Annotated in this window: 26 protein-coding genes and 1 pseudogene; 20 read left to right on the top strand and 7 right to left on the bottom strand. The window is 49.8% G+C overall.

Annotated features, from left to right (window positions below; all coding sequences use genetic code 11):
* The first annotated feature begins 280 nt into the window (after positions 1-280).
* Positions 281-1,921 carry a methyl-accepting chemotaxis protein gene (locus tag EQY_RS0102670; protein ID WP_000557614.1) on the top strand — a complete coding sequence of 547 codons (1,641 nt, stop codon included), beginning with the start codon at positions 281-283 and terminating at the stop codon, positions 1,919-1,921.
* Positions 1,922-1,958: 37 nt separating this feature from the next.
* Here EQY_RS0102670 and EQY_RS0102665 read toward each other — a convergent pair whose 3' ends face one another.
* Positions 1,959-2,882: a LysR substrate-binding domain-containing protein gene (locus EQY_RS0102665; protein ID WP_000414570.1), complete on the bottom strand. Its 924-nt coding sequence runs from the start codon at positions 2,880-2,882 to the stop codon at positions 1,959-1,961.
* Between the two features lie 216 nt (positions 2,883-3,098).
* Here EQY_RS0102665 and hglS point away from each other — a divergent pair, with 216 nt between their 5' ends.
* The 4 genes from hglS (at position 3,099) to rimL (ending at position 7,289) form a co-directional block, all read left to right on the top strand.
* Complete coding sequence (hglS, locus tag EQY_RS0102660; protein WP_000013827.1) at positions 3,099-4,442, top strand: 2-oxoadipate dioxygenase/decarboxylase HglS; 1,344 nt, start codon at positions 3,099-3,101, stop codon at positions 4,440-4,442.
* A 224-nt stretch (positions 4,443-4,666) separates the two neighbouring features.
* The gene (gene opgD, locus EQY_RS0102655) at positions 4,667-6,322 is read left to right on the top strand and encodes a glucan biosynthesis protein OpgD (RefSeq protein WP_000375981.1); all 1,656 of its coding nucleotides are present in this window, start codon (positions 4,667-4,669) and stop codon (positions 6,320-6,322) included.
* A 141-nt stretch (positions 6,323-6,463) separates the two neighbouring features.
* Positions 6,464-6,688, top strand: coding sequence for an HP1242/YdcH family protein (locus tag EQY_RS0102645; RefSeq protein WP_010351400.1), 225 nt, complete (start codon positions 6,464-6,466; stop codon positions 6,686-6,688).
* 61 nt (positions 6,689-6,749) lie between these two features.
* Positions 6,750-7,289 carry a 50S ribosomal protein L7/L12-serine acetyltransferase gene (rimL, locus tag EQY_RS0102640; RefSeq protein ID WP_000140870.1) on the top strand — a complete coding sequence of 180 codons (540 nt, stop codon included), beginning with the start codon at positions 6,750-6,752 and terminating at the stop codon, positions 7,287-7,289.
* Here rimL and ydcK read toward each other — a convergent pair.
* The gene (gene ydcK / locus EQY_RS0102635) at positions 7,281-8,261 is read right to left on the bottom strand and encodes a YdcK family protein (RefSeq protein ID WP_001234027.1); all 981 of its coding nucleotides are present in this window, start codon (positions 8,259-8,261) and stop codon (positions 7,281-7,283) included. The two genes, rimL and ydcK, sit on opposite strands and share 9 nt — an antisense overlap.
* Before the next feature lie 123 nt (positions 8,262-8,384).
* On the opposite strand from ydcK, the gene tehA reads away from it, so the two are divergent.
* The 3 genes from tehA to EQY_RS0102620 all read left to right on the top strand — a co-directional run bounded on the left by tehA (position 8,385) and on the right by EQY_RS0102620 (position 10,919).
* Complete coding sequence (tehA, locus tag EQY_RS0102630) at positions 8,385-9,377, top strand: dicarboxylate transporter/tellurite-resistance protein TehA (protein ID WP_001190280.1); 993 nt, start codon at positions 8,385-8,387, stop codon at positions 9,375-9,377.
* A complete protein-coding gene (gene tehB / locus EQY_RS0102625) occupies positions 9,374-9,967 on the top strand; it encodes a tellurite resistance methyltransferase TehB (RefSeq protein ID WP_000586748.1) in 594 nt (197 codons plus the stop codon). The genes tehA and tehB overlap by 4 nt, the downstream gene beginning before the upstream one ends.
* Before the next feature lie 283 nt (positions 9,968-10,250).
* Positions 10,251-10,919, top strand: a complete 669-nt coding sequence (locus EQY_RS0102620) for a DUF3313 domain-containing protein (protein WP_001261028.1) — start codon at positions 10,251-10,253, stop codon at positions 10,917-10,919.
* A 34-nt stretch (positions 10,920-10,953) separates the two neighbouring features.
* Here the strand turns inward: EQY_RS0102620 and ydcO are convergent, their stop codons facing one another.
* The gene (gene ydcO, locus EQY_RS0102615) at positions 10,954-12,165 is read right to left on the bottom strand and encodes a BenE family transporter YdcO (RefSeq protein WP_071987904.1); all 1,212 of its coding nucleotides are present in this window, start codon (positions 12,163-12,165) and stop codon (positions 10,954-10,956) included.
* A 52-nt stretch (positions 12,166-12,217) separates the two neighbouring features.
* Between ydcO and EQY_RS0102610 the strand changes: the two genes are divergently transcribed.
* On the top strand, positions 12,218-12,754 hold the full coding sequence (locus EQY_RS0102610; protein WP_000429135.1) for a helix-turn-helix domain-containing protein: 537 nt from the start codon (positions 12,218-12,220) through the stop codon (positions 12,752-12,754).
* A 72-nt stretch (positions 12,755-12,826) separates the two neighbouring features.
* Positions 12,827-14,788: a 23S rRNA 5-hydroxycytidine C2501 synthase gene (gene rlhA, locus EQY_RS0102605; RefSeq protein WP_024212373.1), complete on the top strand. Its 1,962-nt coding sequence runs from the start codon at positions 12,827-12,829 to the stop codon at positions 14,786-14,788.
* A gap of 92 nt (positions 14,789-14,880) precedes the next feature.
* On the opposite strand, the gene EQY_RS0102600 is transcribed toward rlhA, so the two are convergent.
* Positions 14,881-15,111, bottom strand: coding sequence for a DUF2554 family protein (locus EQY_RS0102600; RefSeq protein WP_000494236.1), 231 nt, complete (start codon positions 15,109-15,111; stop codon positions 14,881-14,883).
* A 221-nt stretch (positions 15,112-15,332) separates the two neighbouring features.
* Here EQY_RS0102600 and EQY_RS0102595 point away from each other — a divergent pair.
* The 8 genes and pseudogenes from EQY_RS0102595 (at position 15,333) to patD (ending at position 23,037) form a co-directional block, all read left to right on the top strand.
* Positions 15,333-15,498, top strand: a pseudogene (locus EQY_RS0102595) (type II toxin-antitoxin system HicA family toxin).
* 44 nt (positions 15,499-15,542) lie between these two features.
* Complete coding sequence (gene hicB / locus EQY_RS0102590) at positions 15,543-15,959, top strand: type II toxin-antitoxin system antitoxin HicB (RefSeq protein ID WP_077629631.1); 417 nt, start codon at positions 15,543-15,545, stop codon at positions 15,957-15,959.
* Between the two features lie 78 nt (positions 15,960-16,037).
* Positions 16,038-17,447: an aminotransferase-like domain-containing protein gene (locus EQY_RS0102585; RefSeq protein ID WP_000760661.1), complete on the top strand. Its 1,410-nt coding sequence runs from the start codon at positions 16,038-16,040 to the stop codon at positions 17,445-17,447.
* Between the two features lie 241 nt (positions 17,448-17,688).
* The gene (ydcS, locus tag EQY_RS0102580; protein WP_000047453.1) at positions 17,689-18,834 is read left to right on the top strand and encodes a putative ABC transporter substrate-binding protein YdcS; all 1,146 of its coding nucleotides are present in this window, start codon (positions 17,689-17,691) and stop codon (positions 18,832-18,834) included.
* A 17-nt stretch (positions 18,835-18,851) separates the two neighbouring features.
* On the top strand, positions 18,852-19,865 hold the full coding sequence (locus EQY_RS0102575) for an ABC transporter ATP-binding protein (protein ID WP_000220384.1): 1,014 nt from the start codon (positions 18,852-18,854) through the stop codon (positions 19,863-19,865).
* Entirely contained in the window at positions 19,866-20,807 is a 942-nt protein-coding gene (locus EQY_RS0102570) for an ABC transporter permease (protein WP_001251309.1), read from the top strand.
* Positions 20,797-21,591, top strand: coding sequence for an ABC transporter permease (locus EQY_RS0102565; RefSeq protein ID WP_000555452.1), 795 nt, complete (start codon positions 20,797-20,799; stop codon positions 21,589-21,591). The genes EQY_RS0102570 and EQY_RS0102565 overlap by 11 nt, the downstream gene beginning before the upstream one ends.
* Before the next feature lie 21 nt (positions 21,592-21,612).
* On the top strand, positions 21,613-23,037 hold the full coding sequence (patD, locus tag EQY_RS0102560; RefSeq protein ID WP_001163889.1) for an aminobutyraldehyde dehydrogenase: 1,425 nt from the start codon (positions 21,613-21,615) through the stop codon (positions 23,035-23,037).
* Positions 23,038-23,135: 98 nt separating this feature from the next.
* On the opposite strand, the gene yncL is transcribed toward patD, so the two are convergent.
* Positions 23,136-23,231 carry a stress response membrane protein YncL gene (gene yncL / locus EQY_RS24145; protein WP_071598995.1) on the bottom strand — a complete coding sequence of 32 codons (96 nt, stop codon included), beginning with the start codon at positions 23,229-23,231 and terminating at the stop codon, positions 23,136-23,138.
* A 193-nt stretch (positions 23,232-23,424) separates the two neighbouring features.
* Between yncL and EQY_RS0102550 the strand changes: the two genes are divergently transcribed.
* Together EQY_RS0102550 and ydcY are read left to right on the top strand one after the other, a co-directional pair.
* Complete coding sequence (locus EQY_RS0102550) at positions 23,425-23,598, top strand: GhoT/OrtT family toxin (protein ID WP_000061189.1); 174 nt, start codon at positions 23,425-23,427, stop codon at positions 23,596-23,598.
* An 85-nt stretch (positions 23,599-23,683) separates the two neighbouring features.
* A complete protein-coding gene (ydcY, locus tag EQY_RS0102545; protein WP_000018633.1) occupies positions 23,684-23,917 on the top strand; it encodes a DUF2526 family protein YdcY in 234 nt (77 codons plus the stop codon).
* Here the strand turns inward: ydcY and EQY_RS0102540 are convergent, their stop codons facing one another.
* Positions 23,918-24,367, bottom strand: a complete 450-nt coding sequence (locus EQY_RS0102540) for a DMT family transporter (protein WP_001076554.1) — start codon at positions 24,365-24,367, stop codon at positions 23,918-23,920.
* On the bottom strand, positions 24,364-24,882 hold the full coding sequence (locus tag EQY_RS0102535) for a GNAT family N-acetyltransferase (protein WP_010347329.1): 519 nt from the start codon (positions 24,880-24,882) through the stop codon (positions 24,364-24,366). The genes EQY_RS0102540 and EQY_RS0102535 overlap by 4 nt, the downstream gene beginning before the upstream one ends.
* Positions 24,883-25,078 lie beyond the last annotated feature (196 nt).

Genomic DNA, 25,078 nt, shown 5'->3' with positions numbered 1-25,078 from the left:
CTGAAAACAGAAAGTCTCAGGCACCCGCGATCATCCTATGCAGTTTCTCTTAGCAGGGAAATAATCACTTTACGGAATTGTGTAACGCTTTCCAGAATTTCACGCAATATACCTCACAAAGCATTCTTATTCGCCAGCCTATTGATTGCGGCGCCCGATGATCTCTTAACGCATAAAATGTTGTCAAAATGTGAAGTGAAAACGTTTTTGGCAGTAAGCAATTACCATCGATTGCCGATGATTCTCTCTCGGGAGTAAATCTGGAAGAGAGACAACGGCCATGCATACAACACCCTCACACCGCTTAGGTTTTTTACATCACATCAGGTTAGTTCCGTTATTTGCCTTTATTCTGGGCGGCATATTACTTCTTTTTGCCCTGAGTTCAGCTCTGGCTGGGTATTTTCTCTGGCAGGCTGACCGCGATCAGCGTGACGCTACTGCGGAGATCCAGACTCGCACCGGTCTGGCAAATAGCTCTGATTATCTGCGTTCAGCCCGGATCAATATGATTCAGGCCGGGGCGGCGAGCCGTATCGCAGAAATGGAAGAGATGAAGCGAAATATCGCACAAGCGGAATTGCAGATTAAACAATCGCAGCAAGGTTATCGTACTTACCAGAATCGCCAGGTGAAAACGGCTGCAGATGAAGCTCTGAACGCTGAATTAAATCAACGTTTTCAGGCTTATATAACTGGCCTCCAGCCTATGCTGAAATATGCCAAAAATGGCATGTTTGAAGCGATTATTAATCATGAAAGTGAGCATATCCGAACGCTGGATAATACTTATACCCATATATTAAACAAAGCCGTTGAAATACGTAGCGCCAGAGCGAACCACCTGGCGGAGCAGGCGCATCAGCGCACTCGACTGGGTGTGATGTTTATGATAGGTGCGTTTATGCTTGCCCTGGTCATGACGCTGATGACCTTCATTGTTTTGCGTCGGATTGTGATTCGACCTCTGCAACATGCCGCGCACCGTATTGAACAAATCGCCAGTGGCGATCTGACAATGAACGACGAACCGACGGGGCGCAGTGAAATTGGACGTTTGAGCCGCCATCTACAGAAAATGCAGCATTCGCTGGTGATGACCGTCGGGACGGTACGCCAGGGGGCGGAGGAGATTTATCGCGGCACCAGCGAAATTTCCGCTGGCAATGCTGACCTTTCTTCACGCACTGAAGAACAGGCGGCGGCGATTGAACAAACCGCTGCCAGCATGGAGCAACTCACCGCGACGGTGAAACAGAATGCGGATAATGCACACCACGCGAGCCGTCTGGCACAAGAGGCTTCCGTTAAAGCCAGCGATGGCGGGAAGACAGTTTCCGGCGTGGTGAAAACGATGGGCGATATCTCCAGTAGCTCGAAAAAAATTTCCGAAATCACCGCCGTGATCAACAGTATTGCTTTCCAGACAAATATTCTGGCGCTCAATGCCGCCGTTGAAGCCGCGCGAGCTGGTGAGCAAGGTCGCGGATTTGCGGTTGTTGCCAGCGAAGTGCGTACACTTGCCAGTCGCAGCGCCCAGGCAGCGAAAGAAATTGAAGGCTTAATCAGCGAATCAGTTGAGTTGATTGGACAAGGGGCTGATGAAGTGGCAACAGCAGGTAAAACGATGAGTGCCATTGTGGATGCAGTGGCGAGCGTCACACATATTATGCAGGAAATTGCCGCTGCTTCGGATGAGCAAAGCAGGGGAATAACGCAGGTTAGCCAGGCGATTTCTGAAATGGATAAAGTAACACAACAGAATGCCTCTCTGGTGGAGGAGGCGTCTGCAGCGGCGGTGTCGCTTGAAGAGCAGGCGACACGATTAACTGAGGCTGTGGATGTATTCCGCCTGAAGAAACAATCGTTACCTGTGGATCAACGAGGGGCAGGCAACTCGGTTAGTTTGGCAACGGCGTGATAATGTCAAAGAAGGGATCGCAAGATCCCTTCACCTTTCAGAATGGCATTGATTTCCGAATTGCGTTAATCATTAGCTGACAGCCGGAAGAGAGCGTTGCATCTACGCGGGTCAGTATTCCAATCGGTTCGCCTGCGCCATGTCCCGGAACAGGCAGCGCCACCAGCGAGGCATGACGCAGGTCGTCTTTTACTGCGCCAGAAGGGACAAACCACACATAGTCATATTCAACCGTAAGCTGACGCGAAAGTGATGCTGAAAGCGTTTCAATACAACCCGAAGGAATTTTGCAGCCCTGGCTTTGTACTAACGCATCTGAATGTTGGCGGGGCGCAGTGCCTTCCGGCGATACGACAACCGGCCATTCCAGTACCCGGCTTAGCGTCACGTTTTCCTGAAGAAGCGGGTGATTAGGCCGGACAACCAATTTCAGCGATTCGAGAAACAGCAATTCGTAATTAAGCCCGGTCATCAGTTCAGGATCTGACATCCGGCCAACACCGATATCAATTTCTCCCGTTTTTAAGCCTGCCAGAATCATGGTGTTACTCATGGTGGCAACTTGCAGAGTGGTCTCTTTTTGTTGCTGATGAAACTGACCAATAACGGAAGGCAAGATCCCCAGTGCAGCAGTGGGTAACGCACCAACCCTTACAACATCATTGTTAAGCCCTTCTTTACGATTAAGCGCCTGACCTGCGGTGTTGATGGCGTCAAGCACTCTGACTGCATGGGTTAAAAATTGCTCACCGGGTAAGGTGAGCTGCGCGCCCTGACGTCCACGGTCAAATAAGCGGGTGCCTGTCAATTGTTCAAGTTCATTCAATGTCTTAGAGAGCGCAGGTTGACTCAAATTAAGGGTTTCAGCCGCGCGCCCCAAAGTTCCTTGTTGTGCGACAGCTACGAAAGTATGAAGGTGGCGCAAACGGATGCGCTGACTAAACAGACTATTTTTTTCCATAAGCGATGTTAAAAACGAAGCGGTGCCGCTGACAAGTGAAGTTGTTTGATTATGATAACTTGATTGCAAAATATTATTAACATATAAAGCAATTTTGTTACGTTTTCAGGCGTGGTTTTACTGATTTCGTGGGGAGATCACAGTTTGTAAATTCTTCCCACCAGAGTAAATGTGGTTACCTACACTCCAGATTACTGACCACTGGAGGCAGAGATTATGGCGAACAGCATCACGGCGGATGAGATTCGGGAACAGTTTTCGCAGGCTATGTCAGCCATGTATCAGCAAGAAGTTCCACAGTACGGTACGCTGCTGGAACTGGTGGCTGACGTCAATCTGTCTGTGCTGGAAAACAATCCCCAATTGCATGAAAAAATGGTAAATGCGGACGAACTGGCGCGACTTAACGTTGAACGTCATGGGGCGATTCGCGTCGGCACCGCACAAGAGCTTGCCACTCTACGGCGGATATTTGCCATTATGGGGATGTATCCGGTCAGTTATTACGATCTCTCGCAGGCGGGCGTGCCGGTACATTCCACAGCATTTCGTCCTATCGATGATGCCTCGTTGGCGCGTAATCCTTTCCGGGTTTTTACCTCATTACTTCGCCTTGAACTCATCGAAAACGAAACCTTGCGCCAGAAGGCGGCGGAGATTTTACATCAGCGCGATATCTTTACCCCGCGTTGTCGGCAACTGTTAGATGTATATGATCGGGAGGGCGGCTTTAGCAAAGCTCAGGCGCGGGAGTTTGTGCAGGAAGTCCTGGAGACGTTTCGCTGGCATCAGTCAGCAACAGTAGATGAAGAAACCTATCGCGCGTTGCACAACGAACATCGACTGATTGCTGATGTGGTCTGTTTTCCTGGCTGCCATATTAACCACCTGACGCCACGCACGCTCGACATTGACCGGGTGCAGTCGATGATGCCCGAATGCGGTATTGAACCCAAAATTCTGATCGAAGGGCCGCCGCGCCGCGAGGTGCCGATTTTACTGCGCCAGACCAGTTTTAAGGCGCTGGAAGAGACCGTGTTGTTTGCAGGGCAAAAGCAGGGAACGCATACCGCACGCTTTGGTGAGATAGAGCAACGTGGTGTGGCATTAACGCCGAAAGGACGGCAACTGTATGATGAGCTTCTGCGTAACGCCGGAATCGGACAGGATAATCTCACTCACCAACTGCATTTGCAGGAAACCTTCAGCGCCTTCCCGGACAGTGAATTTCTGATGCGCCAGCAGGGATTGGCATGGTTTCGCTATCGTCTGACGCCATCGGGTGAGGCGCATCGTCAGGCGATCCATCCCGGTGACGATCCACAACCTTTGATCGAACGTGGTTGGGTAGTGGCGCAACCTATTACCTATGAGGATTTCCTGCCGGTTAGTGCTGCGGGGATCTTCCAGTCGAATCTGGGTAATGAAACGCAAATGCGCAGTCACGGTAATGCCAGCCGGGAGGCTTTTGAACTGGCGCTGGGGTGTCCGGTATTTGATGAGTTTCAGTTGTACCAGGAAGCGGAAGAACGCAGTAAACGCCGCTGTGGTTTGCTTTAAATTCTGTCCAACCGACTTTGCAAAAATTTGCCTGATTTTACAAACGAATCAGGCTCATCCCATCGACAGAAAAAAATTGCCGATTTATGCATATTCTCTGAGTTCAACAATTGGATTATTAATAAATATTGTCTAGAGTGAGCGGTCATTAATAAGCATTTTCTTGCCGCTGAATACGACCAGCGCGGGACCATTCACTACACCAGAAGGACTCACTTTCAGGTATGGATCGTAGACGATTTATTAAAGGTTCAATGGCTATGGCCGCCGTGTGCGGGACTAGCGGCATTGCTTCTCTTTTTTCTCAGGCTGCGTTCGCAGCAGAATCTGATATTGCCGACGGGCAAACCCAGCGTTTTGACTTCTCTATTTTACAGTCAATGGCGCACGACTTAGCGCAAACAGCGTGGCGTGGTGCGCCGCGTCCGTTACCCGATACGCTGGCGACGATGACGCCGCAGGCTTATAACAGCATTCAGTATGACGCCGAAAAATCACTCTGGCATAACGTTGAGAATCGCCAGCTGGACGCTCAGTTCTTCCATATGGGGATGGGATTCCGTCGCCGAGTTCGCATGTTCTCTGTTGATCCAGCAACACATCTGGCGCGCGAAATACACTTCCGTCCGGAGTTGTTCAAATACAACGATGCGGGTGTTGATACCAAACAATTAGAAGGGCAAAGCGATCTCGGTTTTTCGGGATTCCGTGTATTTAAAGCACCGGAGCTGGCGCGCCGCGACGTGGTTTCTTTCCTCGGTGCCAGTTATTTCCGTGCCGTTGATGACACTTATCAATATGGTTTGTCGGCGCGTGGTCTGGCGATCGACACTTACACCGACAGCAAAGAAGAGTTCCCCGACTTTACCGCCTTCTGGTTCGATACGGTAAAACCTGGCGCGACCACTTTTACCGTTTATGCGTTGCTCGATAGCGCCAGCATTACTGGTGCTTACAAGTTCACCATCCACTGTGAGAAGAACCAGGTGATTATGGATGTCGAAAATCACCTGTATGCGCGTAAAGACATTAAACAACTGGGCATCGCGCCGATGACCAGTATGTTCAGTTGCGGGACTAACGAACGTCGTATGTGCGACACCATTCATCCGCAAATCCATGATTCCGACCGTCTTTCCATGTGGCGGGGCAATGGCGAGTGGATCTGCCGTCCGCTGAATAATCCGCAGAAATTGCAGTTCAATGCCTATACCGATAACAATCCAAAAGGGTTTGGCTTGTTGCAGCTGGATCGTGATTTCTCCCATTATCAGGACATTATGGGCTGGTATAACAAACGCCCAAGTCTGTGGGTGGAACCGCGTAACAAGTGGGGTAAGGGCACTATCGGTTTGATGGAGATCCCGACGACGGGAGAAACGCTGGATAATATTGTCTGTTTCTGGCAACCAGAGAAAGCAATCAAAGCGGGCGACGAACTGGCGTTTCAGTATCGTCTTTACTGGAGTGCACAGCCTCCCGTTCATTGTCCATTAGCACGAGTTATGGCGACGCGTACCGGCATGGGAGGCTTCCCGGAAGGCTGGGCGCCAGGTGAACATTATCCGGAAAAATGGGCTCGTCGTTTTGCCGTCGATTTTGTCGGTGGTGATCTGAAAGCGGCTGCGCCGAAAGGGATTGAGCCTGTTATCACACTTTCCAGTGGTGAAGCGAAACAAATAGAAATTCTCTACATTGAGCCGATTGATGGTTACCGTATTCAGTTTGACTGGTATCCGACTTCGGACTCAACTGATCCGGTCGATATGCGTATGTATTTGCGCTGCCAGGGCGATGCCATCAGTGAAACATGGCTGTATCAGTATTTCCCTCCAGCACCGGATAAGCGCCAGTATGTTGACGATCGCGTGATGAACTAATCTTCATTTTTTAGGCACCTTCTTCCGGGAGGGTGCCGTCTGGTTAAACACGATCCCGCTCGCATTTTTCCTCAAGTTAAATGGGTAATCTGATGTTGTATATTCCATATACACGTTGTCAGCCACTAACAGGGAGTGCGTATGTTTCCAGAATATCGAGATTTAATATCCCGTCTGAAAAACGAAAATCCTCGCTTTATGTCCTTGTTTGATAAACATAATAAACTTGATCATGAAATTGCCAGAAAGGAAGGCTCTGACGGTCGAGGATACAATGCGGAAGTCGCTCGCATGAAAAAACAGAAATTACAAATGAAGGATGAGATGCTTAAAATCCTGCAACAGGAGAGCGTCAAAGAGGTGTAAACTTTCCTAAGCCGCCTGCCAGGCGGCTTTTTAACGACTGCAAAGAGTAACAGGAGATAAGATGACTGAAACGATAAAAGTAAGCGACTCACTTGAATTACATGCCGTTGCAGAAAGTCACGTCACACCTCTTTATCAGTTAACCTGCAAAAATAAAAACTGGTTACAGCAGTCGCTAAACTGGCCGCAGTTTGTTCACAGCGAAGAGGACACGCGAAAAACGGTGCAGGGTAATATGATGTTGCATCAACGCGGTTACGCCAAAATGTTCATGATCTTCAAAGAAAATGAACTCGTCGGCGTTATCTCTTTTAATCGAATTGAACCGCTAAATAAAACCGCCGAAATCGGCTACTGGCTGGACGAATCCCATCAGGGACAGGGGATCATTTCTCAGGCGCTACAGGCATTGATTCACCATTACGCCCAGTCTGGTGAACTTAGACGCTTTGTGATCAAATGTCGGGTGGACAACCCGCAAAGCAACCAGGTTGCCTTGCGCAATGGTTTTAGCCTGGAAGGTTGCCTGAAACAGGCTGAGTTCCTGAATGATGTCTATGATGATGTGAATTTATACGCGCGCATTATCGATTCACAATAACCCAGCCAGCGGCGTTCGCGTAATACGTTCCTCACTGTTAATGACTTTTGGACCACGGACATGAATGGTGTCGCCACCAAAGGCTTCAACGACGGCGTGGTCGGTTATCTCCACATGGTTTTCAATCATTACCGCACCTGAAATACGGCTCTTTCCTTGTATTATAACGTGATCGTCAAGTAGAACCGGACCGCCATGCACAACGGCATTTCCGCCAATCAGGACATGATGTTTTAACACGCAATTGCCTTCTACAATGGCATATTCCGCCACCTGTGAGCTGTAATGAATTGTTGGAATCGCATCTTCTTCAGTTCCGGCAATCACACGTGCGTGACCGTAGACTTTCGCACAGTCGCACAGCCAGACGTTGTTTTCTTCATTACCTTCAATACGCGCAAAATCAAAAACTTCGGCACGATGCTCAATAAAAGCATGGCGGACGACGGCATCGCCATAAATTTGCGCCTGATGGACAACGCGTGAGGCGCTGACGCTGGAGCGGTCATAAATTTGTAGCAGAAGATGGTGGTCGGGCGTTAAGCCTTGTGTGGCGACGATCATTGAATGTTGATCGATACAGACCTGACCAAAAATTCTGCACTGACCGCAAACTATTGAATCACGAATGGTGACACTGTCACTTACATGGACGCCCTGGCTGATTTCACTGTTATCGATCCAGGTGTTATCCGTCGTGCAAACCTCTCCCCATAGCACGCTGGCGCCGGTAATACGCGTATTACCGGAAATCACCGTTCCGCCGAACGCAAGAGCATTCTGGTCGTAAATCCAGCAATTACCTTCCTGCGCCAGCACAGTTTCGCTATCGATCCAACCACCAGCCGTCCCTGCTATCACATCATTAAAATCGGCTATGGCAATAATCTGCCGTAATAGCACACTTTTTTTGAAGCCATCTTCCTGATAACTAAAGGCTCGTTGCTCTTCACTTAGACGATATTTGCGCATAGCGTTTTCCCGCAGGTGACTTACTATAACCGTAGCAAATTCTGCGACTCTGGCTATGTTTGAGAAATTTCCATAAAATGCATTTCAAATATACTTTATAAATTAAACAAAATGAGTAACAAGATGCAGAGCGATAAAGTGCTCAATTTACCGGCAGGTTATTTTGGCATTGTGTTGGGGACGATAGGGATGGGATTTGCCTGGCGCTATGCCAGCCAGGTTTGGCAGGTTAGTCACTGGTTGGGGGATGGGCTGGTGATTCTGGCGATGATCATCTGGGGATTATTGACCACCGCATTCATTACCCGACTGATGCGCTTTCCGCAAAGCGTGCTGGCGGAAGTTCGCCATCCGGTGATGAGCAGTTTTGTGAGCTTGTTTCCGGCAACGACGATGCTGGTGGCGATTGGTTTTGTCCCGTGGTTTCGCCCGCTGGCAGTATGTCTGTTCAGCGTTGGGGTAGTGATTCAACTGGTTTACGCTGCCTGGCAAACTGCCGGATTATGGCGCGGTTCTCACCCAGAAGAAGCGACGACACCAGGGCTTTATTTGCCTACTGTTGCCAATAACTTTATCAGCGCGATGGCCTGCGGTGCGCTGGGTTATACCGATGCCGGACTGGTATTTTTAGGCGCTGGCGTCTTCTCCTGGTTAAGCCTTGAACCGGTGATCCTTCAACGACTGCGCAGCTCGGGAGAATTACCCACGGCGCTGCGGACATCGCTTGGCATTCAACTCGCTCCGGCTCTGGTGGCCTGTAGTGCCTGGTTAAGCGTCAACGGCGGCGAGGGGGACACGCTGGCGAAAATGCTCTTTGGCTATGGGCTGCTGCAATTACTGTTTATGCTGCGCCTGATGCCGTGGTATCTCTCACAGCCGTTTAATGCCTCATTCTGGAGTTTTTCGTTCGGTGTTTCCGCGCTGGCTACCACCGGTTTGCATCTGGGAAGCGGTAGCGATAATGGTTTTTTCCATACGCTGGCGGTGCCGTTGTTTATCTTTACCAATTTTATTATTGCATTACTGCTCATCCGTACTTTCGCGCTTCTGATGCAGGGAAAATTGTTAATCAGAACTGAGCGCGCCGTTTTAATGAAATCCGAGGACAAAGAATGATCATTCGTGACGAAAACTACTTTACTAACAAATACGAATTAACCCGCACACACTCCGAAGTTCTGGAAGCGGTGAAAATCGTTAAACCGGGGAAAACGCTGGACTTGGGCTGTGGCAATGGTCGTAACAGTCTTTACCTTGCAGCCAATGGTTATGATGTTGACGCATGGGATAAAAATGCCATGAGTATTGCCAACGTTGAGCGCATTAAAGCCATTGAAAATCTGGAAAATTTACGTACTCAGGTTGTCGATCTGAATAGCCTCACGTTTGATGGACAGTACGATTTTATTCTTTCTACTGTGGTGCTGATGTTCCTGGAGGCGAAAACCATCCCAGGGCTGATTGGCAATATGCAACGTTGCACTAAACCTGGCGGTTACAACCTGATTGTGGCTGCGATGGATACTACTGATTTTCCATGTACCGTCGGCTTTCCGTTTGCCTTCAAAGAGGGAGAGCTACGTCGTTATTATGAAGGCTGGGATTTATTGAAATACAATGAAGATGTCGGTGAATTACACCGCACCGATGCCAACGGTAATCGTATTAAACTGCGTTTCGCTACTATGCTGGCACGTAAAAAATGACCTGAAAAGGATCAACGTAAGAAGTTTGCCTGTTGATCTATTCGGTAAGCATATTTTTTAGCAGGATGATGTGAAATAAGTCACAGCGGATGTGCTTTTTTATCGCCTCAAGTCTCTGAAAATAAATCAATGATGATTGACTCAGCTCCTTTTTCAGCATTGACTATATTGTCGAAAAAGGGGTCGATAAATTTATTTCTGCCAACACTTTTTTTGCCACAACACGAAGCGGTGCTTTTTGCTATAACTTAAAAAGTAATATAATCATCTCAGGAAACTATTCATGCGTACCACATCAATTGCGAAAGTTGCAGCTTTATGCGGCTTGTTGGCTCTGTCCGGCTGTGCCTCTAAAATCACCCAGCCGGATAAATACTCTGGCTTTTTAAAGAATTACTCTGATCTTCAAGAAACAACATCGGCAACAGGTAAACCCGTTTTACGCTGGGTTTCCCCTGATTTCGACCAAAGTAAATATGACAGTATTGTCTGGAATCCAATCACTTATTATCCGGTGCCGAAACCTTCTACTCAGGTAGGGCAGAAAGTATTGGATAGAATTTTGAGTTATACCAATACCGAAATGAAAGAAGCGATTGCGCAGCGCAAACCACTGGTTACCACTGCTGGCCCGCGTAGTCTGATTTTCCGTGGTGCTATTACTGGTGTTGATACTAGTAAAGAAGGACTGCAATTCTATGAAGTGGTTCCTGTTGCATTAGTGGTAGCGGGAACACAAATGGCAACCGGTCACCGTACCATGGATACCCGCCTGTACTTTGAAGGTGAACTGATTGATGCGGCTACCAATAAACCTGTTATCAAAGTCGTTCGTCAGGGCGAAGGTAAAGACCTGAATAACGAAAGTACGCCAATGGCTTTCGAAAATATTAAGCAAGTTATTGATGACATGGCGACCGATGCCACCATGTTTGACGTTAACAAAAAGTAATGCCAGTTGCGCCATCGTAAGATGGCGCTTCTTATTATCGGTTTCTGTCAGCAATTAAATTCAACACCACGTAACAGACGCCGCCGGCAATTAATCCCCAAAACGCCGAACCAATCCCAACCAATGTCAGCCCGCTCGCTGTTACCAGAAATGCCACCACAGCAGCGTCGCGCTCACGCTCATTATGTAGCGCCTGATACAAACTACCGCCAATGGTGCTTAACAGCGCCAGACCAGCCAGCATCTGGATCCAGCTAACCGGTAGGGCTGCCATCATTCCGGTAATGGCGCTACCAAACAGACCCGCAAGCAAATAAAAGACGCCCGCAACGGCGGCAGCCAACCAACGCCTATCTTTGTCCGGATGCGCTTCCGGGCTTTGGCAAATAGCGGCAGTAATTGCCGCAATACCGACGGAATAAACCCCGAAAGGGGAAAAAATCAGCGCCAGCAAGCCAGTGAATACAATCAGTGGCGAAACCGGAGCCGAATACCCGGCCGCTTTCATTGCCGCAATACCCGGTGCGTTTTGCGATGCCATCGTCACCAGAAAAAGGGGGAGTGCAACGCTCAAAGTGTGAGCAAACGAAAATTCAGGGGTAATATAAATGGGGAGAACGGGTTTAAAGACAACATCAGTTGTGACAACGTCACCTTGCGCGATAACGATCACGATCCCAATAATCATCGCGGCAATTACCGCATAGCGCGGTGCAACGACCTTGGTTGCCAGCCATACCAGCAACATACTGCCACACAACGTAAACTGACCATCCAGACTGGCAAACGCCTGTAAACCAAAGCGTAATAAAATCCCGGCAAGCATTGCCGCCGCAAGCGAGTGCGGAATAATGCGCATCAGACGAGCAAAGAGTCCCGTTATGCCGCAGAGGACAATTAATGCGTTGGTGACTATAAAAACGCCGATGGCTTCGTTAAGTGTTAGCCCCTGTAAACCAGTGACCAACAGCGCCGCGCCAGGCGTTGACCATGCGGTGAGAACAGGCACGCGATACCATAATGTCAGCGCCAGCGTACTGACTCCCATTGCCAGTCCCAGCGCCGTCATCCAGCCGGAGATTTGTGCAGTGGTTGCTCCGGCGACAATCGCCGCTTGCCAGATTATTGCTGCTGAACTGGCGTAGCCAATCAATACCGCCAGAAACCCCGCCAGTAGCGTGGGGGGAGGAATAGAAAACAGACGCATAGTCACCTCGTGCGTTATAGCGTACAGGCACCGTAGCATCTGTCCATTATAACGCACAAGTGATAAACTCCTGTTTTGCCGGAGGAGTCGCATGGAAAATCTCGCTCGCTTTTTATCCACTACGCTTAAACATCTTCGTCAGCAGCGAGGCTGGAGTCTTTCGCGACTGGCAGACGCCACGGGCGTTTCTAAAGCCATGTTAGGGCAGATTGAGCGCAATGAGTCCAGTCCGACGGTCGCGACACTCTGGAAAATTGCCACCGGGATGAACGTGCCATTTTCGACATTTATTTCGCCGCCGCAGACCATTACGCCATCAGTTTATGATCCACAACAGCAGGCAATGGTGATCACTTCGCTGTTTCCTTATGATCCGCAACTCTGCTTTGAACACTTCTCGATTCAGATGGCACCCGGTGCAATAAGCGAATCGACGCCGCACGAAAAAGGGGTAATTGAGCATGTTGTCGTCATTGATGGACAGCTTGATCTGTGCGTTGATGGTGAATGGCGTAGTCTTAATTGTGGAGAAGGTGTTCGTTTTGCTGCCGACGTCAGGCATGTCTATCGTAATTGTGGGGAGCAAACCGTACATTTTCATTCCCTCATCCATTACCCGCGTAGTTAAGCGGGAAAACTATTTCGCAACGTCGCGCTTGTGGCTAAAATAGCCGCCATTTTTCAGCTACTGGATAAGAAAGTGACCGTATCTTCTCATCGTCTTGAACTGTTAAGCCCGGCACGCGATGCCGCCATTGCCCGCGAAGCTATTTTGCACGGTGCCGATGCTGTTTATATCGGCGGACCTGGTTTTGGTGCCCGTCATAATGCCAGTAATAGCCTGAAAGATATTGCCGAGCTGGTGCCATTTGCCCATCGTTATGGTGCAAAAATTTTCGTCACGCTTAACACCATTTTGCATGACGATGAACTGGAACCGGCGCAGCGACTGATTACCGACCTTTACCAGACAGGCGTTGATGCACTGATCGTTCAGGATATGGGGATTCTGGAACTTGATATTCCGCCGATTGAACTGCACGCCAGTACGCAGTGTGATATTCGCACTGTAGAGAAAGCGAAGTTTCTTTCGGACGTCGGTTTTACGCAGATTGTGCTGGCGCGAGAGCTGAATCTTGAGCAGATCCGTGCGATTCATCAGGCCACGGACGCGACCATTGAGTTCTTTATTCATGGTGCACTGTGCGTGGCATATTCCGGTCAGTGCTACATTTCTCATGCGCAAACAGGGCGTAGCGCCAACCGTGGCGATTGCTCGCAGGCGTGCCGTTTGCCATATACATTGAAAGACGATCAGGGGCGGGTGGTTTCCTATGAAAAACACCTGCTGTCGATGAAAGATAACGATCAGACTGCCAACCTGGGCGCTTTGATTGATGCAGGCGTGCGTTCCTTCAAGATTGAAGGGCGTTACAAAGATATGAGCTACGTGAAGAATATCACCGCCCACTATCGCCAGATGCTGGATGCCATTATTGAAGAACGTAGCTTTTTGGCGCGAGCTTCATCCGGTCGTACTGAGCACTTCTTCGTACCGTCGACAGAAAAAACCTTCCATCGTGGCAGCACCGACTACTTTGTTAACGCGCGTAAAGGCGATATTGGCGCATTCGATTCACCGAAATTTATCGGCCTGCCGGTGGGTGAAGTATTGAAAGTGGCGAAAGATCATCTTGATGTTGAGGTTACCGAACCGCTGGCTAACGGCGATGGACTGAACGTAATGATTAAGCGTGAAGTCGTCGGCTTTCGTGCCAACACGGTAGAGAAAACTGGGGAAAATCAGTACCGCGTCTGGCCAAATGAGATGCCAGTGGAGCTGCACAAAATTCGCCCGCACCATCCGCTTAATCGCAACCTCGACCATAACTGGCAGCAGGCGTTGACCAAAACCTCCAGCGAACGTCGGGTGGCGGTAGACATTGAACTGGGCGGCTGGCAGGAACAACTGATTCTGACTCTGACCAGTGAAGAGGGCGTCAGTATCACTCATACGCTGGACGGGCAGTTCGACGAAGCGAATAACGCCGAAAAAGCACTCCTCAATCTGAAAGAGGGATTGTCGAAGCTTGGGCAAACCATCTATTACGCCCGCGATGTGCAAATTAATTTGCCGGGGGCGCTGTTTGTGCCAAACAGTCTGTTAAATCAGTTCCGCCGTGAGGCTGCTGAAATGCTGGATGCTGCGCGTCTTGCCAGTTATCAGCGCGGTAGTCGTAAACCGGTTGCTGACCCTGCGCCAGTTTATCCGCAAACGCATTTGAGTTTCCTCGCGAACGTATACAACCAGAAAGCTCGTGAATTTTATCATCGCTATGGTGTGCAACTGATTGATGCTGCCTATGAAGCGCATGAAGAGAAGGGCGAAGTGCCGGTAATGATCACCAAGCATTGTCTGCGCTTTGCCTTCAATCTGTGCCCGAAACAGGCGAAAGGCAATATCAAAAGCTGGAAAGCAACGCCAATGCAACTGGTTAACGGCGATGAAGTGTTAACGCTAAAGTTTGATTGCCGGCCGTGTGAGATGCACGTCATTGGCAAAATCAAAAATCACATTCTGAAAATGCCGTTACCGGGGAGTGTTGTCGCCTCCGTAAGCCCGGATGAACTGATGAAAACATTGCCGAAGCGAAAAGGGTAAAACGCAAATTTTCAGACCTGTTAACAACTTATTGAATTTGCAGATATTACAGGCCGGGTAAGGCGTTCATACCGTATCCGGCAACAACCGACTCAACGCTGTCCCGCTTCTGGTTTGCGTGACTTTTGCCAGTAAAAATGCTCGCGCAAACCTTCTGCCGATTCTTCCGCAACGGCGCGCAATTCATCACTGTCCGCTTCATGACGCAGTTGATGATCCACATTTTTTACCCACAAAAATTCATGTCCTTTGTGTCCTGCCATCAACTGTCCAGAGAACAGCGCACACGTTAATAAGACAACCGCTAACGCCTTCGTAAACATCCCGACACCTTTTTCTTACCTTTTGCCGCTATGATGCCGATAGTTTCTTGATGTTATTATTCAGTTTTGCAAATTAGCGCAAAGAAATTCTGGAATCAGCCTTCCTTATTTGGCATCGCATTCTGCCGTTGCGGCGATTAAGTGCTATTTTCGAGCAAATTACACACGGAGGTAAACATTAATGTTTACTTTGTTGATATACTCAGCGGCAGGGAGGCGATGTGAAACAAAGCGAGTTCAGACGTTGGCTCGACTCTCAGGGCGTCGATGTAGCGAATGGCAGCAACCATTTAAAACTCAGGTTTCACGGGAGGCGCAGTGTCATGCCGCGTCACCCAAGTGAAGAGATTAAAGAAAGCAATTCTGAAACAACTCGGTTTGAGTTAATCGCCAATTAAAAGGTTAATGACATGCGAGAGACAGTCGAAATTATGCGTTATCCCGTCACTCTTACACCCGCGCCGGAAGGCGGTTATATGGTTTCTTTTGTGGATATCCCTCAAGCGTTGACCCAGGGCGAAACTGTCGCTGAAGCGATGGAAGCGGCAAAAGATGCTTTACTGATCGCATTTGATTTTTATTTTGAAGACAACGAGCTTATCCCGTTACCTTCGCCATTAAATAGTCACGATCACTTTATTGAAGTGCCTTTGAGCGTTGCCTCTAAAGTATTGCTGTTAAATGCTTTTTTGCAGTCAGACATTACTCAGCAAGAGCTGGCGAAGCGAATTGGTAAACCTAAGCAGGAGATCACCCGCTTGTTTGATTTGCACCACGCGACAAAAATCGACGCCGTCCAGCTTGCGGCTAAAGCTCTGGGCAAAGAGTTATCGCTGGTGATGGTTTAATTACAGTTAACGAAAAGTTGTCATTTTTAACAACTGATATAGACTGCCGGATCATCTGCACATAAAAACGATCCGATAATGAAAAAATACCAGCAACTGGCAGAACAATTACGCGAGCAGATTGCGTCGGGCATCTGGCAACCCGGCGATCGTTTGCCTTCGTTGCGTGAACAGGTGGCGCTTTCTGGTATGAGCTTTATGACCGTCAGCCATGCCTACCAGTTACTCGAAAGTCAGGGGCATATTATCGCGCGACCGCAGTCGGGTTATTACGTTGCACCACAGGCATTAAAAATGCCGAAAGCCCCAGTCGTTCCAGTCACACGTGATGAAACAGTCGATATCAATACTTATATTTTTGACATGTTGCAGGCCAGTCGCGATCCTTCAGTGGTGCCGTTTGCATCCGCTTTTCCCGATCCGCGCTTGTTTCCGCTTCAACAACTCAATCGCTCCCTGGCACAGGTAAGCAAAACCGCAACGGCGATGAGCGTGATTGAAAACTTACCTCCAGGGAATGCTGAGCTTCGTCAGGCTATTGCTCGTCGCTATGCCTTACAGGGCATCACAATTTCGCCCGATGAAATCGTCATCACCGCCGGGGCGTTAGAGGCATTAAACCTCAGTTTGCAAGCGGTAACCGAGCCGGGTGATTGGGTGATTGTCGAGAATCCTTGTTTCTACGGCGCGTTGCAGGCGCTGGAGCGGTTACGGCTGAAGGCGTTATCGGTAGCGACGGATGTTAACGAAGGGATCGACCTTCAGGCGCTTGAACTGGCGTTACAAGAGTATCCGGTGAAAGCGTGCTGGTTAATGACCAACAGCCAGAACCCGCTCGGTTTTACCTTAACGCCACAGAAAAAAGCGCGGCTGGTAGAACTCCTTAGTCAGTACAACGTGATGCTGATTGAAGATGACGTCTACAGCGAACTTTACTTCGGACGGGAAAAACCGCTGCCCGCAAAAGCGTGGGATCGCCACGATGGCGTGCTGCATTGTTCATCATTCTCCAAATGCCTGGTGCCAGGTTTTCGCATCGGTTGGGTCGCCGCAGGAAAACATGCGCGTAAAATCCAACGTTTGCAGTTGATGAGTACACTTTCCACCAGTTCACCGATGCAGCTTGCCCTGGTGGATTACCTTTCTACACGCCGCTACGATGCGCATCTGCGTCGTCTACGTCGTCAGCTTGCGGAACGCAAACAACGCGCCTGGCAGGCGCTGCTGCGTTACCTGCCTGCGGAGGTGAAAATACACCATAACGACAGTGGTTATTTTCTCTGGCTGGAACTTCCCGAACCGTTAGATGCAGGCGAATTAAGTCTGACGGCACTGGCGCATCACATCAGTATTGCGCCGGGTAAAATGTTTTCTACTGGCGAACGCTGGTCGCGTTTTTTCCGTTTTAATACCGCGTGGCAATGGGGAGAGCGCGAAGAACAGGCAGTAAAAGAATTAGGCAAACTTATTCAAGAACATCTGAAGTAACTTTCAATTTAATTCCTCTCAGGTTGGGTAATATGAATTTCGAATAGAAGCCATATTTCGTAACCCCTTGTCTATACTCCAGAAGATAGCTTCACAGACGGCATAATGCGCGTTAGCTCACAACCTGATTAAATTTTCTCAGGGGTGAAGGTGTGCCTGCAAGCCGCCGTCTATGGTTAAACAAGGAGATATTTTTACGGCACGGCGGCTGAACAATTAATTACGACAGGAGTAAGACCTTATGAGCAAGACATTTGCCCGCAGCAGCCTGTGTGCGCTCACCATGACTATAATGACCGCTCACGCCGCCGAACCGCCTACCAATTTAGATAAACCGGAAGGGCGACTGGATATTATTGCCTGGCCGGGATACATCGAACGCGGACAAACTGATAAACAATACGACTGGGTAACGCAATTCGAAAAAGAGACAGGTTGCGCGGTAAATGTGAAAACCGCCGCGACTTCCGATGAAATGGTCAGTCTGATGACCAAAGGGGGTTACGATCTGGTCACGGCGTCCGGCGATGCCTCGCTGCGTTTGATTATGGGTAAACGCGTGCAGCCGATTAATACCGCGCTAATTCCTAACTGGAAAACACTCGATCCGCGTGTAGTAAAAGGCGACTGGTTTAACGTTGGCGGTAAAGTATATGGTACGCCGTATCAGTGGGGGCCTAACCTGTTGATGTACAACGCCAAAACCTTCCCGACACCGCCGGATAGCTGGCAAGTGGTTTTTGTTGAGCAGAATCTGCCGGACGGCAAGAGTAATAAAGGTCGGGTACAGGCCTATGATGGCCCCATTTATATTGCCGATGCCGCGTTGTTCGTCAAAGCTACGCAGCCGCAGTTGGGCATCAGCGATCCGTACCAACTTACCGAAGAACAGTACCAGGCGGTGCTGAAAGTGCTGCGCGATCAACATAGTTTGATACATCGCTACTGGCATGACACCACCGTGCAAATGAGCGATTTCAAAAACGAGGGTGTGGTTGCTTCTAGTGCCTGGCCGTATCAGGCCAACGCGTTGAAAGCCGAAGGCCAACCAATCGCCACAGTATTCCCGAAAGAGGGGGTTACCGGCTGGGCTGATACCACCATGCTGCATAGCGAAGCGAAACATCCGGTTTGCGCCTACAAATGGATGAACTGGTCATTAACGCCAAAAGTGCAGGGTGATGTGGCAGCCTGGTTTGGCTCATTGCCGGTAGTGCCGGAAGGATGTAAAGCCAGTCCGTTATTAGGCGAAAAAGGCTGTGAGACCAACGGTTTTAACTATTTCGATAAAATTGCTTTCTGGAAAACGCCTATAGCAGAAGGGGGCAAGTTTGTTCCCTACAGTCGCTGGACGCAGGATTACATTGCCATTATGGGCGGTCGCTAACTTCGCTGAGGTGTTTTATGACGTACGCAGTGGAGTTTGACAACGTCTCGCGGTTGTACGGTGACGTGCGCGCGGTAGATGGCGTCAGTATTGCGATAAAAGATGGTGAGTTCTTTTCAATGCTGGGGCCGTCCGGCTCCGGCAAAACCACCTGCCTGCGCCTGATTGCCGGATTTGAACAACTTTCCGGCGGGGCGATCGCTATCTTTGGTAAACCCGCCAGCAATCTGCCACCGTGGGAGCGGGATGTTAATACCGTTTTCCAGGACTATGCGCTGTTTCCCCATATGTCGATTCTCGATAACGTGGCCTACGGGTTAATGGTCAAAGGTGTGGAGAAAAAAAAGCGTTACATCATGGCGCAAGAGGCGCTGGAAAAAGTGGCGCTTGGTTTTGTTCAGCAACGTAAGCCGTCACAACTTTCTGGTGGTCAGCGCCAGCGGGTTGCTATCGCCAGAGCATTAGTAAATGAACCACGCGTATTATTGCTGGATGAACCACTCGGCGCGCTGGATCTCAAGTTGCGTGAGCAGATGCAACTTGAGCTGAAAAAGCTGCAACAATCTCTCGGCATCACGTTTATCTTCGTCACCCACGATCAGGGGGAAGCATTATCAATGTCCGACCGTGTGGCAGTGTTCAACAACGGTCGCATTGAGCAGGTCGATTCACCACGTGATCTCTACATGCGCCCGCGCACGCCGTTTGTTGCCGGATTCGTCGGTACATCCAACGTTTTTGATGCGCTGATGGCAGAGAAACTTTGCGGAATGATGGGTAGCTTCGCATTGCGCCCGGAACATATTCGCCTCAATACACCTGGCGAAGTGCAGGCTAATGGCACGATCCAGGCGGTGCAGTATCAGGGCGCGGCGACCCGTTTTGAACTGACACTGAGCGGCGGTGAAAAACTGCTGGTAAGTCAGGCAAATATGACGGGGGAAGAACTCCCCGCTACGCTTACTCCAGGACAACAGGTGATGGTTTCCTGGGCGCGCGATGTGATGGTGCCGCTGGTTGAGGAGAGGTGAATGGCGATGAACGTATTGCAATCACCTTCACGTCCAGGTCTGGGCAAGGTGTCAGGTTTCTTCTGGCGGAATCCGGGGCTGGGGCTGTTTTTGCTGCTGCTTGGCCCGTTGATGTGGTTTGGCATCGTCTATTTCGGTTCGCTGCTGACGCTGTTATGGCAGGGCTTTTATACTTTTGATGATTTCACCATGTCGGTAACACCGGAACTGACACTGGCGAATATCCGCGCGCTGTTTAATCCGGCCAATTACGACATCATTCTGCGCACGTTAACAATGGCAGTTGCTGTGACCATCGCCAGTGCTTTTTTGGCCTTTCCGATGGCGTGGTATATGGCGCGCTACACCAGCGGTAAGATGAAAGCGTTTTTTTACATTGCGGTAATGTTGCCGATGTGGGCGAGCTATATCGTCAAAGCCTATGCCTGGACGTTATTGCTGGCGAAAGATGGCGTGGCGCAGTGGTTTTTACAGCATTTGGGGTTGGAACCGTTATTAACTGCGTTTCTCACGCTACCGGCGGTGGGTGGTAATACACTGTCAACTTCCGGACTGGGACGCTTTCTGGTGTTTCTCTACATCTGGCTGCCGTTCATGATTCTGCCGGTGCAGGCGGCGCTGGAGCGTTTGCCCTCGTCACTTTTGCAAGCCTCAGCGGATTTAGGCGCACGTCCACGGCAAACCTTCCGTTATGTGGTGTTACCGCTGGCGATCCCTGGCATTGCAGCCGGCTCTATTTTTACCTTCTCGCTAACGCTGGGCGATTTTATTGTCCCGCAGCTGGTTGGCCCGCCGGGGTATTTTATCGGCAACATGGTTTACTCGCAGCAAGGCGCGATTGGCAATATGCCGATGGCAGCAGCGTTCACCCTGGTGCCGATTGTTTTGATCGCACTGTATCTGGCGTTCGTGAAACGTCTGGGAGCGTTCGATGCACTCTGAGCGCGCACCGTTTTTCCTCAAACTGGCGGCCTGGGGCGGCGTGGTTTTCCTCCATTTTCCCATCCTGATTATCGCGGCCTATGCTTTTAACACTGAAGATGCGGCGTTTAGTTTTCCACCGCAAGGTCTGACGCTGCACTGGTTTAGCGTGGCAGCACAGCGTAGTGATATTCTTGATTCCGTGACACTGTCACTTAAAGTGGCGACGCTGGCGACATTAATTGCGCTGGTATTAGGGACGCTGGCCGCCGCCGCGCTCTGGAGACGAGACTTTTTCGGCAAAAACGCCATTTCGCTGTTATTGCTGCTGCCCATTGCGCTGCCGGGCATTGTCACAGGCCTGGCGTTATTAACCGCGTTTAAAACTATCAATCTGGAGCCGGGGTTTTTCACCATCGTAGTCGGTCATGCGACTTTTTGTGTAGTGGTGGTGTTTAACAATGTCATCGCCCGTTTTCGCCGCACCTCGTGGAGTCTGGTTGAGGCGTCAATGGATCTTGGGGCCAATGGCTGGCAAACCTTCCGCTACGTTGTGTTGCCGAATCTTAGTTCGGCGTTACTGGCAGGAGGAATGCTGGCGTTTGCCTTGTCGTTCGATGAAATCATCGTTACGACTTTTACGGCAGGTCATGAACGAACGTTACCGTTGTGGTTGCTCAATCAGCTTGGGCGACCGCGTGATGTACCGGTAACCAACGTGGTGGCACTGCTGGTTATGTTGGTAACAACCTTGCCGATCCTGGGGGCCTGGTGGCTAACCCGCGAAGGCGACAATGGTCAATAACCACTGATACAGGAATATGCTATGCAACATAAGTTACTGATTAACGGAGAACTGGTTAGCGGCGAAGGGGAAAAACAGCCTGTCTATAATCCGGCAACGGGGGACGTTTTACTGGAGATTGCCGAGGCATCCGCAGAGCAGGTCGATGCTGCTGTGCGCGCGGCAGATGCAGCATTTGCCGAATGGGGGCAAACCACGCCGAAAGTGCGTGCGGAATGCCTGCTGAAACTGGCGGATGTTATCGAAGAAAATGGTCAGGTTTTTGCCGAACTGGAGTCCCGTAATTGTGGCAAACCGCTGCATAGTGCGTTCAATGATGAAATTCCGGCGATTGTCGATGTCTTTCGCTTTTTCGCCGGTGCGGCGCGCTGCCTGAACGGTCTGGCGGCTGGCGAATATCTTGAAGGTCATACTTCGATGATCCGCCGCGATCCGTTGGGGGTTGTGGCTTCTATCGCGCCGTGGAATTACCCGCTGATGATGGCAGCGTGGAAACTGGCTCCGGCGCTGGCGGCAGGGAACTGCGTGGTGCTTAAACCATCAGAAATCACCCCGCTAACAGCGTTGAAGCTGGCAGAACTGGCGAAAGATATCTTCCCGGCAGGCGTGATTAACGTGTTGTTTGGCAGAGGCAAAACGGTGGGTGATCCGCTGACCGGACATCCAAAAGTGCGCATGGTGTCGCTGACGGGGTCTATCGCCACTGGTGAGCACATCATCAGTCATACGGCACCGTCCATCAAGCGCACTCATATGGAACTTGGCGGTAAAGCGCCAGTGATTGTCTTTAATGATGCTGACGTTGAAGCGGTTGTCGAAGGTGTCCGTACATTTGGCTATTACAATGCCGGGCAAGATTGTACTGCTGCCTGCCGTATCTACGCGCAAAAAGGCATTTACGACGTGCTGGTAGAAAAACTCGGTGCCGCAGTGGCAACGTTGAAATCAGGCGCGCCGGGTGATGAATCCACAGAGCTTGGCCCGTTAAGTTCACTGGCGCATCTCGAACGCGTCAGCCGGGCGGTGGAAGAGGCGAAGGCGACGGGACACATTAAGGTGATCACCGGCGGTGAAAAGCGGCAGGGTAATGGTTATTATTATGCGCCTACACTGCTGGCTGGTGCGTTACAAGAAGATGCTATCGTCCAAAGAGAGGTATTTGGGCCGGTAGTCAGCGTGACGGTCTTCGACAACGAAGAGCAAGTAGTTAACTGGGCGAATGACAGCCAGTATGGCTTAGCTTCTTCAGTATGGACGAAAGATGTGGGTAGAGCGCACCGCGTCAGCGCACGTCTGCAATATGGCTGCACTTGGGTTAATACCCATTTCATGCTGGTGAGTGAAATGCCGCACGGCGGGCAGAAACTTTCAGGTTATGGCAAAGATATGTCACTTTATGGGCTGGAAGATTACACCGTAGTACGCCACGTAATGGTTAAACATTAAGGATAATGTTGTAAATCTGGAGATTGTGAGAAGATCTAACGCACTGTCAGAGAGTTGATTTTTCTCTGACAGTGCGTACTGCGTGCAATTTTGCTACATCAGATAAACCATCCAAATCTCATAGAGATAAGAGTAAACAACCCAACAGCAGCAAAGAGATTTATCAGCACTACAGTTCTACTGGAAACGTTCATTTTTGCCACCTTTTGTCATAACCCTTATGTGTATAGTACGGGTTAAGAAAATCCGCAATCATACTTATTCTGAAGATGGACAAGAACATGCCGTAGGTTATTGAATTTATCTCAAATGGACTGAAAACTTGATACACATCAAGAAATGACGCATATTTGCGCGCGTTTTATTCATCTGGCTGGACGCCCATACATGTCTCTTTATCAATATATGCTTGTTTTTTATGCTGCCATGGCAGCAATCGCCTTTCTCATTACCTGGTTTCTTTCCCACGATAAGAAGAGCATTCGCTTTCTGAGCGCCTTTCTGGTGGGGATTACATGGCCAATGAGTTTTCCGGTGGCGCTACTGTTTTCACTATTTTAAATCTTACACGCTGGCTTGACGGCACAACGCAGACTTATATCATTTGAGTGAATCGATAAATTTCACAAGTGGCTGAGGAGAAAGTATGTCGCATCTGGATGAAGTCATCGCGCGCGTGGATGCCGCGATTGAGGAGAGCGTCATTGCCCATATGAACGAGTTGTTAATCGCCCTGAGTGATGACGCAGAGTTAAGCCGGGAAGATCGCTACACACAGCAGCAGCGTTTGCGTACCGCAATCGCTCATCACGGACGCAAGCATAAAGAAGATATGGAGGCGCGCCACGAACAATTAACCAAAGGCGGCACCATCCTCTGATTAAAACGTGCGTCTGGCCACCAGCCAGGCGCCAACTACCAACAAAACTGCCCCGCAAATTGGGCCAATCAGCGCCCGAAGTGGTACGCCATGACTGCGGAAAATATCCAGCACCAGACCACCAATAAGTTGACTGGCGACCAGTACCGCAATGGTCGTTGCCGCGCCAATATTCTGATATCCGCTGATACTGGCGAAAACAAAAAACGATCCCAACAAACCAGGGATTAGAGTCCACCAGCGCACGCTGGACACCAGTTCGCCAAAGCCTGCTGTTCCTTGCTTAAACCATAAAATAGACACGAACAGCACAATCCCCACCAGTGAGTTCAGCAGCATGGCGATGAGAATGGTGGAGGATGTCTGGGTGATGCGTACCATCAATGTGTTTTGCACCACAAGACCAATCCCGGCAGCGATCAAAAAGGCAAGGGTAAGCGACTGATTCATCCAAGTGAGTCCGGTTCGCTACGATCGTCAAGCTGCAATTGCATAAAGGTGAGATCCAACCAGCGACCAAATTTAGTACCAACTTGGGGCATTTGCGCTGTGACGACAAATCCCAGCGACTGGTGCAGATGCAACGACGCCTGATTTTGTGATTCTATGCCGGCAACCATCACATGCTTACCGCAGTTCCGCGCTTCATCAATCAACGCGCGTAACAATTTTCGCCCAAGACCTTTGCCCTGATGATCCGGATGGACATAAACCGAATGTTCCACGGTATGGCGAAAACCGTCGAAACTACGCCAGTCACCAAACGAGGCATACCCTGTAACTACGCCATCTTCTTCGCTCACCAGCACCGGATAACCCGATAAAGTTCGTGCTTCAAACCAGGCAATGCGGTTATCTGTATCCACAGTCTGGTCGTTCCAGATAGCTGCCGTATGCAGTACAGCGTGGTTATAAATTTCCGCAATTGCAGCACAATCGGCTTTGCGGGCAGAACGGATGGACATCTTAAGCCTCGATAAAATAATGATGATGACGTTATCAATACTATCGAAAACAGCCCGAAGCAACGGATTCCTCGATGAAATGATTGCGTGTCGCAGTAGTGATGTGACGGCTGCAAACTAAACCAATCCAGTGAGCCTGCTACTATTGATGGATTCATGCCAAAAGCACAGGAAATGTAATGAACACATCCCCCCC

The sequence above is a fragment of the Escherichia sp. TW14182 genome (assembly GCF_000208525.1).
Lineage (GTDB): Bacteria > Pseudomonadota > Gammaproteobacteria > Enterobacterales > Enterobacteriaceae > Escherichia > Escherichia ruysiae.
The sequence above is the reverse complement of the archived record's forward strand: the minus strand, read 5'-3'. Positions and strand labels throughout refer to the sequence as shown.

Coding starts and splice junctions, on each gene's coding strand:
- ydcS (WP_000047453.1), top strand. CDS start 17,689: ATGAGCAAGACATTTGCCCGCAGCAGCCTGTGTGCGCTCACCATGACT.
- patD (WP_001163889.1), top strand. CDS start 21,613: ATGCAACATAAGTTACTGATTAACGGAGAACTGGTTAGCGGCGAAGGG.
- EQY_RS0102535 (WP_010347329.1), bottom strand. CDS start 24,882: ATGTCCATCCGTTCTGCCCGCAAAGCCGATTGTGCTGCAATTGCGGAA.
- EQY_RS0102620 (WP_001261028.1), top strand. CDS start 10,251: ATGCGTACCACATCAATTGCGAAAGTTGCAGCTTTATGCGGCTTGTTG.
- hglS (WP_000013827.1), top strand. CDS start 3,099: ATGGCGAACAGCATCACGGCGGATGAGATTCGGGAACAGTTTTCGCAG.
- EQY_RS0102645 (WP_010351400.1), top strand. CDS start 6,464: ATGTTTCCAGAATATCGAGATTTAATATCCCGTCTGAAAAACGAAAAT.
- rimL (WP_000140870.1), top strand. CDS start 6,750: ATGACTGAAACGATAAAAGTAAGCGACTCACTTGAATTACATGCCGTT.
- EQY_RS0102575 (WP_000220384.1), top strand. CDS start 18,852: ATGACGTACGCAGTGGAGTTTGACAACGTCTCGCGGTTGTACGGTGAC.
- ydcY (WP_000018633.1), top strand. CDS start 23,684: ATGTCGCATCTGGATGAAGTCATCGCGCGCGTGGATGCCGCGATTGAG.
- EQY_RS0102665 (WP_000414570.1), bottom strand. CDS start 2,882: ATGGAAAAAAATAGTCTGTTTAGTCAGCGCATCCGTTTGCGCCACCTT.
- yncL (WP_071598995.1), bottom strand. CDS start 23,231: ATGAACGTTTCCAGTAGAACTGTAGTGCTGATAAATCTCTTTGCTGCT.
- hicB (WP_077629631.1), top strand. CDS start 15,543: ATGCGTTATCCCGTCACTCTTACACCCGCGCCGGAAGGCGGTTATATG.
- tehA (WP_001190280.1), top strand. CDS start 8,385: ATGCAGAGCGATAAAGTGCTCAATTTACCGGCAGGTTATTTTGGCATT.
- EQY_RS0102570 (WP_001251309.1), top strand. CDS start 19,866: ATGGCGATGAACGTATTGCAATCACCTTCACGTCCAGGTCTGGGCAAG.
- EQY_RS0102670 (WP_000557614.1), top strand. CDS start 281: ATGCATACAACACCCTCACACCGCTTAGGTTTTTTACATCACATCAGG.
- EQY_RS0102600 (WP_000494236.1), bottom strand. CDS start 15,111: ATGTTTACGAAGGCGTTAGCGGTTGTCTTATTAACGTGTGCGCTGTTC.
- opgD (WP_000375981.1), top strand. CDS start 4,667: ATGGATCGTAGACGATTTATTAAAGGTTCAATGGCTATGGCCGCCGTG.
- EQY_RS0102565 (WP_000555452.1), top strand. CDS start 20,797: ATGCACTCTGAGCGCGCACCGTTTTTCCTCAAACTGGCGGCCTGGGGC.
- EQY_RS0102550 (WP_000061189.1), top strand. CDS start 23,425: ATGTCTCTTTATCAATATATGCTTGTTTTTTATGCTGCCATGGCAGCA.
- tehB (WP_000586748.1), top strand. CDS start 9,374: ATGATCATTCGTGACGAAAACTACTTTACTAACAAATACGAATTAACC.
- EQY_RS0102540 (WP_001076554.1), bottom strand. CDS start 24,367: ATGAATCAGTCGCTTACCCTTGCCTTTTTGATCGCTGCCGGGATTGGT.
- EQY_RS0102585 (WP_000760661.1), top strand. CDS start 16,038: ATGAAAAAATACCAGCAACTGGCAGAACAATTACGCGAGCAGATTGCG.
- EQY_RS0102610 (WP_000429135.1), top strand. CDS start 12,218: ATGGAAAATCTCGCTCGCTTTTTATCCACTACGCTTAAACATCTTCGT.
- ydcO (WP_071987904.1), bottom strand. CDS start 12,165: ATGCTACGGTGCCTGTACGCTATAACGCACGAGGTGACTATGCGTCTG.
- ydcK (WP_001234027.1), bottom strand. CDS start 8,261: ATGCGCAAATATCGTCTAAGTGAAGAGCAACGAGCCTTTAGTTATCAG.